The sequence below is a fragment of the Planktothrix serta PCC 8927 genome (genome assembly GCF_900010725.2).
GTDB classification, from domain to species: Bacteria; Cyanobacteriota; Cyanobacteriia; order Cyanobacteriales; family Microcoleaceae; genus Planktothrix; species Planktothrix serta.
Map to the genome: position 1 here is coordinate 402,984 of NZ_LR734869.1, position 16,515 is coordinate 419,498.

Genomic DNA, 16,515 nt, shown 5'->3' on the forward strand with positions numbered 1-16,515 from the left:
TTCGGAAGTTATAGAACAAGCTAGAAATCAAGCTACTTCTACAAAAATCTTTCGGAAACTAGATTTGGAGGATAACAAATGCTAATTCCTATACCTTTACCTATCTCATCAAAAGCCAAAAATTCTTTTCAAAAGGAAGTCAACTCTCAGCTTAGATCCCAATATCTACCTTCCGCTTGTGAACCCAATTCACCGCCTCGAAAAAAATATCGAGATCGGACTTTTACCAGCCAACCCCAGCCTCAAGAATTAGAAGTTTATTTAGGTTGGAAAACCAGTGATGTGATTGCAGAAATGCGGGATTTAGGTTATAATGTTGTTCTGAATGTTCCTCAAAGTTTAATGTATTTTGATCTGGGTTTTGGATATTTGCACTTCCATTTTGAACCCGATCAATTGATTATCCTTACAGTAAAGTTTCACCCCGAAATTATGACATCTTGAGTTTTAATGCTTTTAAAGGTGGAGTTTGGGGTTTTCCCAGACCATCGGTTAAAGCATAACTGGTTGTTAATAACCACATCCAAAGTTTAGGATAACGGGGTTCTAACCAAGGTTGAATTTGGCGGGTGAAATTGGGAAGCCAACCGAATAGGAAACTCACCACAGATAACGCCATAAACAGGATAAAATTCTTTGTCCATCGCAGGACTTCCCCCAGGGTTATAAAGTCTAAAATCCAAACTAATAGCAGAGGGTTTATGCGGGCGGCTTTTAAGGCTAATTTTGTAAAAATCCACCAAGTTGTTCGATCTTTAATAAAGGTTTCTGCAATGTCTTGGGGTGCGATCGCTAAAACCCCAAAAAAGGTATTTAAAATCGAGTTAATTTTTGCTGGGGGTAAATATTTCCCCGTGGGAACCATCATTCCTTTAGAAAATAACCAGGTTACAGAAATATTGGTTTGATACGCCCGAATTTTATCTAACCAATGTGCCGTTAATAAATTATGTTTTAAAGCCGTATTTAATAAATCCGTTAATCGAGATAAATTTCGCACTAAAGATCCAAATCCAGTAAAGACTAAAGGAGATTGTAAAGAGGCAGCATCCCCAATTAAAATTAACCGATCAAACCCGACTTTGCGATCGCTACTTCCATTACTAAAATGTCCCGGAATATAACCAAAAGTTGGTTTTTTCCAAACTAATTTATCCAGATCACATCGACGATATTCGGGTAAAATTGTGAAAAAGTCCTCATACATTTCTAATAGAGAACCTGGATTTTTAGGGTTGACTTGATGATAGTGAAATAAATAAAAGGTTAACTCATTTCCTGACCCTGGAAACAGTTCCCAAATCAACTGTCTTCCCCTTGAAATATCCCCATGAGTATTTAAGACATCTCCATAAGTGGCATCCCAAACCCCCGGTTCAAACCCGCCATCAATTACCGCGCCAACCGTCGGACAAACGCTATCAAACGCCCGTCCTCCGTTCAATTGCCAAGCAATGGGAGACGCAGTTCCCATGGCATCGACTAATAACCTTGCGGTTGCAGTTCGTTCCGTTTGGGTAGGAAGATAGAGGGATTTAATATTAACTAAATTGGGATTAATATCAGCTTTTAAAAACTCTGTTTCATCCCAAATTTCTCCCCCAGCTTGTTTAAGTTTTTCTCCTGATAATTTTAGCAAGATTTCGGCATTTAAAGCCACATTTAAAACCGTTGGCGTATGCAGAACTTGAGATTTTGCAAATTCAGGATTATAGGCATCAAAAAACTTATGAAAACCGTCTTTATATTCTCTAGCGATAAAACTTTCGATTTCAGTCGGGGTAAATAATCCTAAATCAATTAAACTTTTTAACTCACTGCGAGAAATATTCCATTCTCGGTTCATTCGACCAAAGGGCAAGCGTTCAATTAATAATACTTTATAGCCTAATCTTGCCATCACTGCCGCATGAATCACCCCCAATGCACCCCCGATATAAATTAAGTCATATTGGGGAGAATCAGAGGGTTTTGAAGTATCAGTTTTAAAAATAACTTGTTTAGGCGTTTGGGGATTTTTTACTCCTTCTCGCCAACGTTTTTCCCACCAATAGACCCGTTTGAGATCAAATTCTCCATTGGGCATTTTTTTAAAGTATTTGACCGTTAAAGGATAATCTTTTTCTAAGGCTTCAAAAATGGATTTTTCAGATAAATTAATTTCTGGAGGTTCAGAATATTGATAGGGAAAGGCAATTCTAAGTTCTGTTTCTAAACGCTTTAAAAATAGTTTTTCTTGAGTTTTTGGAGGTTGACCGACTCGAAAGACTTTTAAATAGGTGGTGCGTTGAACTGACCAAACAAAGATTGAAAGCTCATTCCATTCTGTTGTATTTTGATTAAGTTGAGAAAATCGTAACCGAAAGCCATCGGGAGTGATAATTTTTTCTCCCATTTCTGCTTGAAAGTTTTGTTGCAACCAAGTACAAACTTCTTGAGTCTGGGGAGTGGGAACTTCAAGATATAAGATTTCTTTAATGTTTGCCATTTTTCAAGGGAACAGGGAACAGGGAACACCGAACAGCTTAACTGTAAACAGTAAAAGGGTTTGCTGGATTTATAATGGTCAAACGCCTTAATGGGTAGCGCTATAGATCAAGTTGTACCATAAAAAGGGATCAGGGAATTTTGGAGAAGCAAAAATGAGTGAACAAACCCATTTTTCAAGGGAACAGGGAACAGGGAATGGGGAGTCGGGAGTCAAAAGCCGTAGGGGTGGGGTAACCCCGCCCGTAACCGTCAACCGTCAACCGTCAACTATTCAGTATTTAATTCAGCAACAGCGAGACTTTTTTGCCACAGGACAAACCCAGAATATCCAGTTTCGCCTCACACAACTTTATCATTTAAAACAGGCGATCGCAGTCCATGAAACGGCTATTATTAACGCTGTAAAAGCCGATTTAAGCCGTCCCGATCTGGAAGCTTATTTTGAACTCGCCCCCGTTGCTGAGATTAATTATGCCATTAAACATCTCAAATCTTGGGTTAAACCGCAAAAAGTCCGGGCATCTTTTAGTCAGCTTCCGGCGTCAACGTGGATTTATCCTCAACCCTTGGGAATTGTATTAATTATAGCACCTTGGAATTATCCGTTTCAACTGATAATTTCTCCGTTAATTGGGGCGATCGCGGCGGGAAATTGTGCAATTTTAAAACCTTCAGAAATTGCAGTAAATACCTCTAAAATTATTAGTGATATTATCAGCAAAACCTTTAATTCTGAATATATTACTGTTGTTGAAGGGGGAGTCGAAACCAGTCAAGAATTATTAGCCGAAAAGTTTGATCATATTTTCTTTACAGGCGGTACAAAAGTCGGTCAAATTGTGATGGAAGCTGCGGCCAAACATTTAACCCCAGTCACCTTAGAGTTAGGGGGGAAAAGTCCCTGTATTGTGGATGATAATATTCAATTAGATTATACCGCAAAACGGATTATTTGGGGTAAATTTATTAATGCAGGTCAAACTTGTATTGCTCCTGATTATGTGTTAGTGAATTCTCGAATAAAATCAGAATTAATCCTAGGGTTGCAAAAGTGGATTCAAACTTTTTTTGGAGATCATCCCGAAACTAGCCCCGATTATTCCAGAATAATTAATTTATTTCATTTTAACAGATTAGAGGAATTTTTAAAAGCGGGTAATATTATTATCGGAGGTCAAAGGAATGCAGAAACAAAATATATTGCTCCCACTTTAATTGATCATATTTCCTGGGATGATTCTATTATGCAGGAAGAAATTTTTGGGCCGATTTTACCGATTTTAGAGTATCAGGATTTAGGAGAAGCGATCGCAAAAATTAACAGTCGTCCGAAACCGTTAGCCTTATATTTATTTTCTCGGAATCAAGATAAACAAAACCGAATCTTACAAGAAACATCATCAGGAACACTCTGTTTTAATGACACAGTATTGCAATTTGGGGGTAAATCTTTACCTTTTGGCGGTGTAGGGGAAAGCGGGATCGGAAGTTATCATGGAAAAGCAACCTTTGATCGTTTTTGTCATTATAAAAGTGTCTTAAAACAAACGTTTTTATTAGATTTACCCCTACGTTATGCACCCTACAAAGGGAAAGAATGGTTAATCAAAAGAATTTTAATGCAATAAAAGCAGAAATATAGCAATTTTAAAGAGATTTTACAATCCTAATAATCAGGATGATTAATCTTAAAAAATTGACACAAACCCCTGTGTAGGGGCGAGGCGCGCCTCGCCCCTACGATTTTGGTAATTTGTACAAATGATTTAGACTTACTATAGCAATCCTAAAGGGTAGGGGTGGCGTCCCTCCCAACCCTCTTAGCTCTCACCCACCTGGGAATACAATTTCTGGGCGGGTTCATAATTTTATGTTAAAACAGAGGTGAATTCTGGACAATAGGGTTTAAAATTAAACTGAATCGCAGGAAATTGAGAATTTTTAACCTCGTATCGTGTGTATAGTAGGAGTTTTATTGATGAGTAGTGCCAGTCGCAAGAAAAAAACGATTTTATTTTTAGCCGCAAATCCTGAATCTTCTTGCCAGTTACGTTTAGATAAAGAAGTTAGAGAAATCGAAGAAGGATTAAAACGATCTCAAAAAAGATCAAAATTTAAGTTAGAGAAAAGATCCGCAGTCACACCCAAAGATATGCAGCGTGCTATCTTAGACTTAAATCCTCAAATTATTCACTTTTCCGGTCATGGAGTCGGAAAGGGTGGGTTAGAGTTAGAAGATGAACAGGGACAAGTCAAACTGGTGAGTGCTGAAGCGTTAGGGCGTTTATTTGAACTGTTTAAAGAACAGATAGAATGTGTGGTTTTAAATGCTTGTTACTCAGAAGTTCAAGCCCAAGCTATTGTTAAGTATATTCCTCATGTAATTGGGATGAAACAGGCAGTGAGTGATCAGGCTGCTATTGCATTTGCAATGGGATTTTATGATGCTTTAGGGGCGGGAAAAGACTATAATTTTGCTTATAAATCAGGCTGTACGAGTATTAGTATGGCAGGAATTAATGAGGGACTAAACCCGATTATTAAACGACAAGATGATTTAGAATCTCCGAGCATTCAAAAACCTGGTTTATCGAAAATATCCTCCACAACAATAACGAATTTTTCTGATATTTTAGATAGTCCTGAAGGGTCAGTGAGTTTAGATTCTCCCCTTTATATTGAACGTCCTCCCATTGAAGCAGATTGTTATGAAACCATCTTAAAAACAGGGGCATTAATTAGAATTAAAGCTCCCCGACAGATGGGAAAAACTTCTTTAATGCAGCGTATTCTTAACACCGCTAAACAACAGCAACATCAAACGGCTTATCTAAATTTTCAAGAATTTGATCATGATTCTCTCAATAGTCTTGATTTGTTTTTACAGGGATTTTGTGCTAATGTTGCTAATGGGTTAGAATTAGAGGATAAATTATCGGATTTTTGGAAAGGAGGTTTAGGGAGTAAAACCAAATGTAGTAACTATTTTCAACGGTATTTATTGACAACAATTTCTCAACCCTTAACCCTGGGATTAGATGAAGTGGATCAGGTGTTTCAACATCTTGAAATTGCTCAAGAATTTTTTGCGTTACTGCGAACTTGGCACGAAAAGGGCAAAAATGAACCTGTATGGCAACGTTTACGGCTAGTAATTGCCCATTCTAAAGAAGTTTATATTCCCTTAAATATTAATCAATCTCCCTTTAATGTGGGTTTACCGATTGAATTACCAGAATTAACGGTAGAACAAGTTACAGATTTAGTCAAACGACATGGTTTAAGCTGGTCAAAATTAGAAATAGACAGTTTAATGGGAATGGTAGATGGACACCCGTATTTAGTCAGAAAAGCGTTGTATGAAATGGCGCGATCGCGTTTAACTTTAGAAGAATTTATCACAATTTCTCCTACTGAAGAAGGGTTATATAGTGATCATTTACGTCGTCTTTTATCTAACTTAAATCAAAATGATGGAGAATTAGCTAATGCGATGAAAAAAGTTGTTGCTTCGGAGAATCCTGTGCGGTTAGAAGGCAATTTAGGCTTTAAACTGAGAAGTATGGGTTTAGTTAAATTTCGGGGAAATGATGTGATTCCGTTGTGTAATCTTTATCGGCTTTATTTTAGCGATCGCTTGGGGGTATAATGATGAATAATAATCCCCCATCTCGCTATGATTATCAAGTCGGGGGGAGTCTTCCCGTTGATGCTCCTACCTATATTAAAAGATTGGCTGATCAGGAATTTTACGACGCTTTAAAACAGGGAGAATTTTGCTATGTTCTCAACTGTCGTCAGATGGGAAAATCCAGTTTAAGGGTGCAAACCAGACGGCGGTTAGAGGATGAAGGATATGCTTGTGTGGCGATTGATATTACCGCCATTGGAACTTTAGAAATCACCCCCGAACAGTGGTATCGAGGGATGATTGAAGAAATTAGTAATAGCTTAGAATTATATACGGAATTTGACTCGGAGGAATGGTGGGAAAATCATCAACATTTATCGTTTACTCAACGGTTTGGCAGGTTTTTAGAAGACATTCTTCTGAAATTAATTACAAAACCGATTGTGATTTTTATTGATGAAATTGATAGTATTTTAAGTTTACCGTTTAAAATTGATGACTTTTTTGCCTTAATTCGAGAGTGTTATAATCATCGTGCTGATCAACCGATTTATCAACGGTTAACCTTTGCCTTATTAGGGGTGACAACGCCACCGGATTTAATTCAAGATAAACGACGCACCCCGTTTAATATTGGTCGAGGGATAGAATTAACCGGATTTCAATTAACAGAATCTCATCGCCTCGCCGATGGATTTATAGATCAAACTGATAACCCTGAAAAGGTATTAGAAGCGGTGTTAAATTGGACTGGAGGACAACCGTTTTTAACGCAAAAACTCTGTAAATTAATTCGGGAAACGGAGCAGAAAATTCCCTTAAATAAAGAGACAGAATGGGTGGAAAATTTAGTTCAAGACCGAATTATTACCAACTGGGAAGGACAGGACACTCCCGAACATTTAAGAACAATTCGAGATCGGATTCTACGTTCAGGACATCAACGCACGGGACGACTTCTCGGACTCTATCAACAAATTTTACAACAACAGGGAATTGCTGCGGAAGATAACCCCGATCAAGTGATGTTGCGACTATCGGGATTAGTGGTAAAACAGCAGGGAAAACTCAACGTTTATAATCAAATTTATGCAACGGTTTTTAATTTAACTTGGGTAGAAAAAGCCTTAGCAGATTTACGACCCTACTCAGAAGCGTTTAGTGCTTGGGAAAAGTCAGGACGTCAGGATGAGTCACGGTTATTGCAGGGGGAAGCGTTAAAAGAAGCGAAAAAATGGGCTGAGGGAAAAAGCCTGAGTAGTGAAGATTATCAATATTTAGCCGCGAGTGAAGAATTAGATAAACGGGCGATGCAAGCGGAATTAGAGGCTCAAAAACAAGCCAATGAAATTTTAGTTAATGCCCAACAGGAAGCTAATATTATCATCCAAGAGGCTCAAAGGAAACAGAAACAAGCTGAAGCCGCCGTCAAAGCAGCAGAATTAAAATTGGCAGCTACAGAAGTTAGATTAAAAGCGTCTTCTGCACGGGAATTATTCAGTCAGGGTCAAGGATTATTAGCATTAAAAGAAGCTTTAACCGCAGCCCAACAACTCAAAAAATTAGATCCTTCTGTTTGGAAAAAAAATAATACCCGTTGGCAAACCGTCACCACCCTTCAAAAAATGTTATGTGACATCAGAGAGCGGAATAGCTGGAAGGGCCATGAGGATTGGATCTGGAGTGTGAGTTGGAGTCCCGACGGCCAAACCCTCGCTTCTGGGAGTGGTGACAACACCATTAAGCTGTGGAGTCGAGAGGGTCAACTGTTGCACACTCTCAACGGCCATGAGGATTCGGTTTGGAGTGTGAGTTGGAGTCCCGACGGCCAAACCCTGGCTTCTGGGAGTGATGACAACACCATTAAGCTGTGGAGTCGAGAGGGTCAACTGTTGCACACTCTCCAAAGCCATGAGAGTTGGGTCATCAGTGTGAGTTGGAGTCCCGACGGTCAAACCCTGGCTTCTGGGAGTGTTGACAAGACTATTAAGCTGTGGAGTCGAGAGGGTCAACTGTTGCACACTCTCAACGACTATAAGAATTCGGTCTATAGTGTGAGTTGGAGTCCCGACGGCCAAACCCTGGCTTCTGGGAGTGGTGACAAGACTATTAAGCTGTGGAGTCGAAAGGGTCAACTGTTGCACACTCTCAACGGCCATGAGGATTGGGTCAGGAGTGTGAGTTGGAGTCCCGACGGCCAAACCCTCGCTTCTGGGAGTTTTGACAACACCATTAAGCTGTGGAGTCAAGGGGGTCAACTGTTGCAGACTCTCAACGGCTATGAGAGTTCATTCAGCAGTGTGAGTTGGAGTCCCGACGGTAAAACCCTGGCTTCTGGGAGTGAAGACAAGACCATTAAGCTGTGGTGGAGTCGAGAGGGTCAACTGTTGCGGACTCTCAACGGCCATAAGTATTGGGTCTGGAGTGTGAGTTGGAGTCCTGACGGCCAAACCTTGGCTTCTGGGAGTCATGACAACACCATCAAACTGTGGAATTTTGATTTGGATCAATTAATGGTATCGGCTTGTAAGTGGATGAAGGATTATCTGGAGAATAGTTCGAGTGTGAGTGAGGAGGACAGACATTTGTGTGATGGGGTGACGGTGAAGCAGAATTCTAAGCCTTGAAATAAATTTCAGGCTTAAAGCTCAAACCCGTTAAAACGGGTTAATAAAATCAAGTCTTGAGTTATCTTTAGATAACGTTAGCTTTCAGCCCGAACTTTAGTTCAGGGCATTAACCGTTTAAGTTGACATCCTTACCGTTGTAAATTTGTTAAAATCGATTAAGAAAAATAACAAAATCCTTGAAATAAATTTCAGGCTTAAAGCTCAAACCCGTTAAAACGGGTTAATAAAATCAAATCTTGAGTTATCTTTAGATAACGTTAGCTTTTAGCCCGAACTTTAGTTCAGGGCATTAATCATTTAAGTTGACACCCAGACCCCAAACCCTTAAAAATTAGTCCTATAAATATAGATAAAGTCTAAAAATAATCATTAAAATTAGCTCATGACCTCCACACCCCAACAACACCCTAAAAACTATCAATTTTGGATTGACCGAGGCGGCACCTTTACTGATATTGTTGCCCGCAAACCGGATGGAAGTTTAATCACCCATAAATTATTATCAGAAAATCCCGATCGCTATCCTGATGCAGTCATTCAAGGGATACGAGAAATATTAGAATTATCGCCCCATCAACCCATTCCCAGTGAATTAATTTCCGAAGTGAAAATGGGAACCACCGTTGCGACCAATGCCTTATTAGAACGAAAAGGCGATCGCACTTTATTAATTATAACAAAAGGCTTCAAAGATGCGTTAAGAATTGGCTATCAAAATCGCCCCGATATTTTTGCCCGTCAGATTATTTTACCAGAAATGCTCTATGAACAAGTCATAGAAGTCGAAGAACGTTATACCGCCCAAGGTGAAGAATTAACCCCCGTTAATTTAGCAATATTAAAACCTCAATTACAACAAGTTTATCAAACTGGAATTAGAAGTTGTGCCATTGTCTTAATGCACGGTTATCGCTATCCCCAACACGAACAAAAAATCGCAGCCTTAGCCCAAGAAATCGGCTTTACTCAAATTTCCGTTTCCCATCAAATTAGCCCGTTAATGAAATTAGTTAGCCGAGGGGATACCACCGTTGTTGATGCCTATTTATCCCCTATTTTAAAACGTTATATTAATCAAGTTGCGTCTCAATTAAATTCTAACTCCCCCCTTTCTAAGGGGGGCTGGGGGGGATCAAACCCCATTAAATTAATGTTTATGCAATCTAATGGGGGCTTAACCAATGCCCAAAAATTCCAAGGAAAAGATAGTATATTATCAGGGCCAGCCGGAGGAATTGTTGGCGCAGTTCAAACCAGTTTAAAAGCCGGATTTCAGAATATTATTACTTTCGATATGGGCGGAACATCCACCGATGTCGCCCATTTTAACGGCGAATATGAACGACAATTTGAAACAGAAATAGCCGGGGTGAGAATGCGAACTCCGATGATGGCTATTCATACCGTCGCGGCGGGAGGCGGTTCAATTTTAAGCTTTGATGGGTCACGATATCGCGTTGGGCCAGAGTCCGCAGGCGCAAATCCTGGGCCAGCTTGTTATCGCAATGGCGGACAATTAACGGTGACAGATGCTAATGTAATGTTAGGGAAAATTCAGCCCCAATTCTTCCCGAAAGTATTTGGAAAAAACGGTGATTTACCCTTAGATGCTGAAATTGTTTGTCAAAAATTTAGGGAATTAGCAATAGAAATTCAAACCCAAGCCGAAGATAACCGCACACCGGAAGAAGTCGCCACCGGATTTATCACTATTGCGGTTGAAAATATGGCAAATGCGATTAAAAAGATCTCCTTACAACGGGGTTATGATATTTCTAATTATACCCTTTGTTGTTTTGGCGGTGCAGGGGGTCAACACGCTTGTTTAATAGCCAATACATTAGGAATTAAACAGATATTTATTCATCCCTACGCCGGGGTTTTGTCTGCTTATGGGATGGGTTTAGCGGATGTGCGAATATTACGAGAAAAAGCAATAGAAAAACCATTAACCAAAAATTTGATTCCTGAGTTAGAAGCTAGTTTTTTAGAGTTAGAAACGGAAGCAAAAACAGAATTAGAAAATCCTGAATCAAAAATAGAGATAATTCTGAAGCTTAATCTCAAATATGAGGGAACAGATTCTATATTATCGGTTAATTTGATCCCCCCTACCCCCCTTAGTAAGGGGGGAGAAAGAGAGGTTAATTATTACAATTCAGTGTTAATTTCTTTAACCCAACAATTTGAACAACAACATCAAACCCGCTACGGATTTATTAAACCCGAAAAAAGCTTAATTGTTGAATCCATTAATATTGAAATTATTCAAAAAATGGATACTTCCGAAGAACCGATATTAACCCGAACTCGAACTCAACCTCCTACAGCGATCGCAACAGTTCTTATATATACCCATAACGAGTGGAAAAATACCCCCGTTTTCCCAAGAAATGATTTACAACCCGGAGATATTATTAACGGCCCCGCTATGATTATAGAATCTATTGGCACAAATATTATTGAACCCGGATGGCAAGCAGAATTAACAGAAAACAATTATTTAATCCTCAAGTCAAATCATACTGTTAACTCTCCCTTAATTAAACAAGATAAAGCGGTAAAAGCTGACCCGGTAAAATTAGAAATCTTTAAAAATCTATTTCAATTTATTGCCGAACAAATGGGAATCACGTTGCAAAATACCGCCAGTTCTGTTAATATTAAAGAACGCCTGGATTTCTCCTGTGCTATTTTTGATCAAAACGGTCAATTAGTTGCAAACGCACCCCATATTCCTGTGCATTTGGGGTCAATGGGTGAAAGTGTTGAAAGTTTAATTGATGCGAAAGGAGAAACCCTAAAACCAGGGGATGTTTATCTATTAAATAATCCCTATAATGGAGGAACTCATTTACCCGATGTCACCGTAATTACTCCCGTTTTTAATAATTCTGGGAAACAAATATTATTTTATGTTGCTTCACGGGGACATCAAGCGGATATTGGGGGAATAACACCGGGTTCTATGCCTCCCAATAGTACCACAATTGAACAAGAAGGAATTTTAATTGATCACTTTCAATTAGTCAATCAAGGACAGTTTAAAGAAGCAGAATTATTAAAATTATTAACATCTGGAAACTATCCCGCCCGAAATCCAGCCACTAATATTGCAGATTTACAAGCGCAAATTGCAGCCAATGAAAAAGGCGTTCAAGAACTTCTTAAAATGATTGAATATTATAGTTTAAATACCGTTCAAACCTATATGCAGTATGTTCAAGATAATGCAGAAGCATCCGTGCGTCGAGCAATTGATGTCTTAAAAGACGGTGAATTTAGTTATCAAATGGATAATGGGGGAATAATTAAAGTTAGGATTAAAATTGATAAAAATAACCGCACTGCTAAAATTGATTTTACCGGAACCTCTGAACAATTATCCAGTAATTTTAACGCTCCCAAATCTATTTGTAAAGCCGCCGTTTTGTATGTATTTAGAACCTTAGTAGACGATAATATTCCTCTGAATGCAGGGTGTCTAAAACCCTTAGAAATTATTATCCCTGAAGGCTGCTTTTTAAACCCTCGTTATCCGGCGGCTGTGGTGGCGGGAAATGTAGAAACCTCTCAAGCCATTGTTGATGCTCTATATGGCGCGTTAAATATAATGTCAGCCTCTCAAGGAACAATGAATAACGTCACCTTTGGTAACGAAAATTATCAATATTATGAAACCATTTGTGGGGGTTCTGGTGCGGGAATCAATTATCATGGAACTGATGCCGTTCATACCCACATGACCAACTCCCGTTTAACTGACCCAGAAGTATTAGAATGGCGTTATCCCGTATTATTACAAGAGTTTAGGATTCGAGAAAATAGTGGCGGTTTAGGACAATTTCAAGGCGGAAATGGGATAATTAGAAAAATTCAATTCTTAGAAAAAATGACCGCCGGAATATTATCAGAACATCGAATTATTCCCCCCTTTGGATTAAACGGAGGACAACCCGGTTTAGTCGGTAAAAATTATATCATTCGTAACAATAGAACAATAGAACAATTAACCAGTACCGCCACCGTTGAAATGAATATTAATGATAGTTTAGTAATTGAAAGCCCCGGAGGAGGAGGATATGGAAAACGGGGGCAGATTTAATTAAATCCTTAATACCCCCTTTATTATCCTCTTAGTGTCTTAGTGTCTTTGTGGTTCCTTAATTTTAGGCAATTCGTTTTCTCATCACCAAACAATTTCGTTGATCATCTAACCGGATATAATACAATTCATCCGTTAATTTAGACATAAAAATCAGTCCTCTTCCTCCTTCATGTTCTAACGGGTCAGCGTGCATTTCACTCATCAACTCTAGGGCTTTTTCTAAGTCAAAAGGTTCCCCCCAGTCCCAAATTCGCATTTCAATCCAGGGAGAAACAATCTTAACTTCTAACTCAATCAGTGTCGTTTCAGGTAAGGTACGATGAGCATGACGCACAGCGTTTGTAAAACCTTCCGTTAAAGCAATTTGACACTTATGAAAAATATCTGAAGGCAAAAAAGTATAGGTGATTTTTTCAAACCACTGTAACACATCTTCTAAAGAGGTTAAGGTCGTTTTCACCTGAAGATTAGATTGTGCTAGTAGCGCTTCATTACTCATCAATTCTCTACATAGCACCGCTATTTTTCTTGAATACAACCATTATAGTTTTGACAATCAACTTCATGTCGTACATCAAGCTCCAATTTTCTTGATACTTCAAATCTAAACGAATAATATCCTCAAAATTTTTAACTTGAGAGCGACCATTAACTTGCCATTCTCCCGTCATTCCGGGTTTAACATCTAATCTTTGCCATTGAGGAACTTCATAACGTTCCACCTCATCCGGTGTTGGCGGACGAGTACCCACTAAACTCATTTCCCCCTTTAAAACATTCCAAAATTGCGGTAATTCATCTAAACTGGTTCGCCGTAAAAACTGACCCACTTTGGTAATTCGAGGGTCATTATCATTCTTGAAAATAGCGCCTTGTGCTTGATTGGGAATTTTATCTTTTAAGGCTTCAGCATTGGTACACATGGAACGAAACTTCCAAATGCGGAACCGTTTTCCCATCCAACCACAACGCACTTGACCAAAGAAAATTGGCCCCGGACTATCTAAACGAATGGCAACAATAATCGGAACTGCTAAGATAGATGTAATTCCTAAACCCACAAGCGCACCCACGACATCAATTAACCGCTTCAACCAAGACCTAATCGAAGGATGAGTCACAGGAAGGCGATTTTCCCCTCTTATTTTCTCTTTGGGTCGGTCGTCTGCACTCCTCGGTTCAATGGTTAACACTTGGTCGAGGGAAGTGAGGGAAAAAACAGCCATCACTTGAGAGCCAACGGATTTTAAAATTAACTCAATCCCTTTGGCTTTTGTTGTTTTCAGATTACTAATCAGTGCACCAATTCCGCTACTATCAATAAATATAGTCTGGCTAAAATCCAAAATAATTTTTTTGGGCGGAGGATTGAGAGAAATAACATCCTGGCAGGTAGTTTTAAAGGAAATCGCCTCTAACACACTCAAGCGTTCTGGTATGCGAACGGAGACGTTCTCTCCTGCTAGGGTAATCGGGAATTTTGCCTCTGGAATTTGACCAACCATCTCCATGATTTGCTGGGTAGTTGTTGTTAGTTTTCTTGCTCTATCTTAACGATACCTAAAGAGAATGGAGAAAGGGCTTCCGTTAGGGTCGAGGAACAAGTTATTTGATTTACCCCTTTCTGTTATGACAATCGCACCCCTGGTAAATCTCTATTATTTTAAGATCCAAAACGATTCTATCTTAAAATTTCACCGACCGCCACACGGGTTCCATTGGCAAAATCCCAAGCCGACTGTACTCGTTTACCCGCTAATTGTACCTCTCTCAACAACAGCAATCCCGAACCTGTTTGCACTACGGGCCCAAAACGTTTAACTAAAGCCACCACTTCTCCGGGTTGTCCTGAAAGTGGGGATAAATTAGGCCATTGCTGTTGCAAATTTTGATATTCTGGGGGGAATTGAGACTGATATTCAGGTGCAAGCGGAAGGGTCGCACAAACTTTTAACGCTTTTTCCCGAAATGAGGTGATACAGTTGGGATAAAAAGCCCGAATTTGATTATGCAAAGCGATCGCCGATTGATGCCAATCTAAATGATAATCTTCATCTTTAATCAGTGGAGCATAAGTAGCCAGGGCATCATCTTGGGGAATCGGTTGGATTTCTCCTCTATCTAATTTTAGTAACGTTTCGACTAATAAATCCGCTCCTAATTGAGCTAATCGTTGTCCCAAATCCGTTGCATTTTCTAATAGTCCAATCGGTGTTACTGCTTTTAATAACATTGGCCCGGTGTCCATTCCCACATCCATTAACATTGAAGTCATCCCGGTTTCCTTTTCCCCATGATATAAACACCATTGAATCGGCGCGGCTCCGCGATATTTCGGTAAAATTGAACCATGACCATTAACGCATCCCAACCGAGGCATCTCCAGAATTTTTGGGGATAAAATTTGTCCATAAGCCACCACCACAAAAACATCCGCCTGAGCTTCTCGCAATTGTTTTAAGGTGTTTTGATCTTTTTTCACCCGTTTGGGCTGCCAAAGCGATAATTGATGGGTTTCTGCTAATATTTTGACCGGAGAAGGGGTCAATTGATTACCCCGACCTCGGCGTTTATCCGGTTGGGTCACAACCCCTAAAACTTCAAATTCAGGATGCTTTAACAACCGTTCTAAACTCGGAACTGCAAACTCAGGCGTACCAAAAAAAACGATTTTCATGATTTTGTTAACTGTTAACTGTTTTAAGGCGTGATTGCTACTTCAATGCGACGATTGAGTTGGCGATTATTTTCAGAATTATTATTAACTGTTGGACGATTTTCCCCGTATCCAATGGCGACCCAGTGATATCCGGTTCCAGCAGCTTCCGATAAATATTTCATTACCGCTTCGGCGCGACTAAAAGATAAATCTAAATTTTGTTGCGGATTTCCTTGATTATCCGTATGACCGACAATTCTCACAGCCGACCCTTTATAAGTTTTAATATCCGTAATAATTGTATCTAAAATCACGTTAGCCCCTGGACGTAAAATTGTACTTCCCACATCAAACAACACATCACTGGGAAACGTTACCACTAAGGTATTAGAATTTTGACGACGTTCAGGAGTCGCTGAAATCGGCGGGGGTGAAGGTTGAGTCGGTTTTTTACCTCCGGCTGCTGAAGTCGGAGTTGCTGCGGCTAATTGCTGTTCCAGAATTTGCAAACGTTCTTCTAAGGGTTCCGTTGGACGACTTGATCCGAATTGGGTTTCTAAAGCTGCTGTTTTTCCCATCAGAGTATTTAACTGTCCCTGAAGTTGTTGTAACTGAACTTGAAGTTGTTGGCGCTGGGGGTCAGTTAACTTTTGACTGGGTGCGGGGATCGGTTTTGGAGAAGGAGAACTAGGACTGACCACAGGCTGAGGAATAATCCCCTCTGAACCCCTATTTTGCTGTTGACGGAGCAACTGTTCTGTTAACGGAACTTCAGCACTAGGTTTCGGATAGACTTGTGCGATCGCCATCCCCAGAAACCAAGCCAGCACCGAACCCACCCCCAAAAGCAAGAGGTTAAAGACCATTGTACCCACAAACAATAGCCCCGGAAGTCGGCGAGGCGGGGGAGGAGGAGGGGGTTGAGTTCGGGGCTTTGCAGATTTCGTCATCAATCAGTCTCCCTAATTTGAGGGGGGCGTTTCCGGGGGGGTTTGGG

Annotated in this window: 10 protein-coding genes; 5 read left to right on the top strand and 5 right to left on the bottom strand. The window is 39.8% G+C overall.

Annotated elements, in window-relative coordinates:
• Positions 1-78 precede the first annotated feature (78 nt).
• Positions 79-444 (top strand): hypothetical protein, encoded by a 366-nt coding sequence (locus PL8927_RS12710; RefSeq protein ID WP_083621939.1) that lies wholly within the window; start codon positions 79-81, stop codon positions 442-444.
• On the opposite strand, the gene PL8927_RS12715 is transcribed toward PL8927_RS12710, so the two are convergent.
• The gene (locus tag PL8927_RS12715; protein WP_083621998.1) at positions 431-2,479 is read right to left on the bottom strand and encodes an NAD(P)/FAD-dependent oxidoreductase; all 2,049 of its coding nucleotides are present in this window, start codon (positions 2,477-2,479) and stop codon (positions 431-433) included. The two genes, PL8927_RS12710 and PL8927_RS12715, sit on opposite strands and share 14 nt — an antisense overlap.
• A gap of 163 nt (positions 2,480-2,642) precedes the next feature.
• Here PL8927_RS12715 and PL8927_RS12720 point away from each other — a divergent pair, with 163 nt between their 5' ends.
• The 4 genes from PL8927_RS12720 to PL8927_RS12735 all read left to right on the top strand — a co-directional run bounded on the left by PL8927_RS12720 (position 2,643) and on the right by PL8927_RS12735 (position 12,856).
• The gene (locus PL8927_RS12720; RefSeq protein WP_083621940.1) at positions 2,643-4,118 is read left to right on the top strand and encodes an aldehyde dehydrogenase; all 1,476 of its coding nucleotides are present in this window, start codon (positions 2,643-2,645) and stop codon (positions 4,116-4,118) included.
• A gap of 350 nt (positions 4,119-4,468) precedes the next feature.
• Positions 4,469-6,139: an AAA-like domain-containing protein gene (locus PL8927_RS12725; RefSeq protein ID WP_083621942.1), complete on the top strand. Its 1,671-nt coding sequence runs from the start codon at positions 4,469-4,471 to the stop codon at positions 6,137-6,139.
• 2 nt (positions 6,140-6,141) lie between these two features.
• Positions 6,142-8,748, top strand: coding sequence for an AAA-like domain-containing protein (locus PL8927_RS12730; protein ID WP_083621944.1), 2,607 nt, complete (start codon positions 6,142-6,144; stop codon positions 8,746-8,748).
• Between the two features lie 385 nt (positions 8,749-9,133).
• Complete coding sequence (locus tag PL8927_RS12735) at positions 9,134-12,856, top strand: hydantoinase B/oxoprolinase family protein (protein WP_083621945.1); 3,723 nt, start codon at positions 9,134-9,136, stop codon at positions 12,854-12,856.
• A gap of 64 nt (positions 12,857-12,920) precedes the next feature.
• On the opposite strand, the gene PL8927_RS12740 is transcribed toward PL8927_RS12735, so the two are convergent.
• From PL8927_RS12740 to PL8927_RS12755, 4 genes are all read right to left on the bottom strand, one after another.
• The gene (locus PL8927_RS12740) at positions 12,921-13,358 is read right to left on the bottom strand and encodes an ATP-binding protein (protein ID WP_083621947.1); all 438 of its coding nucleotides are present in this window, start codon (positions 13,356-13,358) and stop codon (positions 12,921-12,923) included.
• A gap of 7 nt (positions 13,359-13,365) precedes the next feature.
• On the bottom strand, positions 13,366-14,364 hold the full coding sequence (locus tag PL8927_RS12745) for a sugar transferase (RefSeq protein ID WP_083622001.1): 999 nt from the start codon (positions 14,362-14,364) through the stop codon (positions 13,366-13,368).
• Positions 14,365-14,540: 176 nt separating this feature from the next.
• Positions 14,541-15,536: a methionyl-tRNA formyltransferase gene (gene fmt / locus PL8927_RS12750; RefSeq protein ID WP_083621949.1), complete on the bottom strand. Its 996-nt coding sequence runs from the start codon at positions 15,534-15,536 to the stop codon at positions 14,541-14,543.
• Positions 15,537-15,559: 23 nt separating this feature from the next.
• Complete coding sequence (locus tag PL8927_RS12755) at positions 15,560-16,468, bottom strand: OmpA family protein (RefSeq protein WP_083621951.1); 909 nt, start codon at positions 16,466-16,468, stop codon at positions 15,560-15,562.
• Positions 16,469-16,515 lie beyond the last annotated feature (47 nt).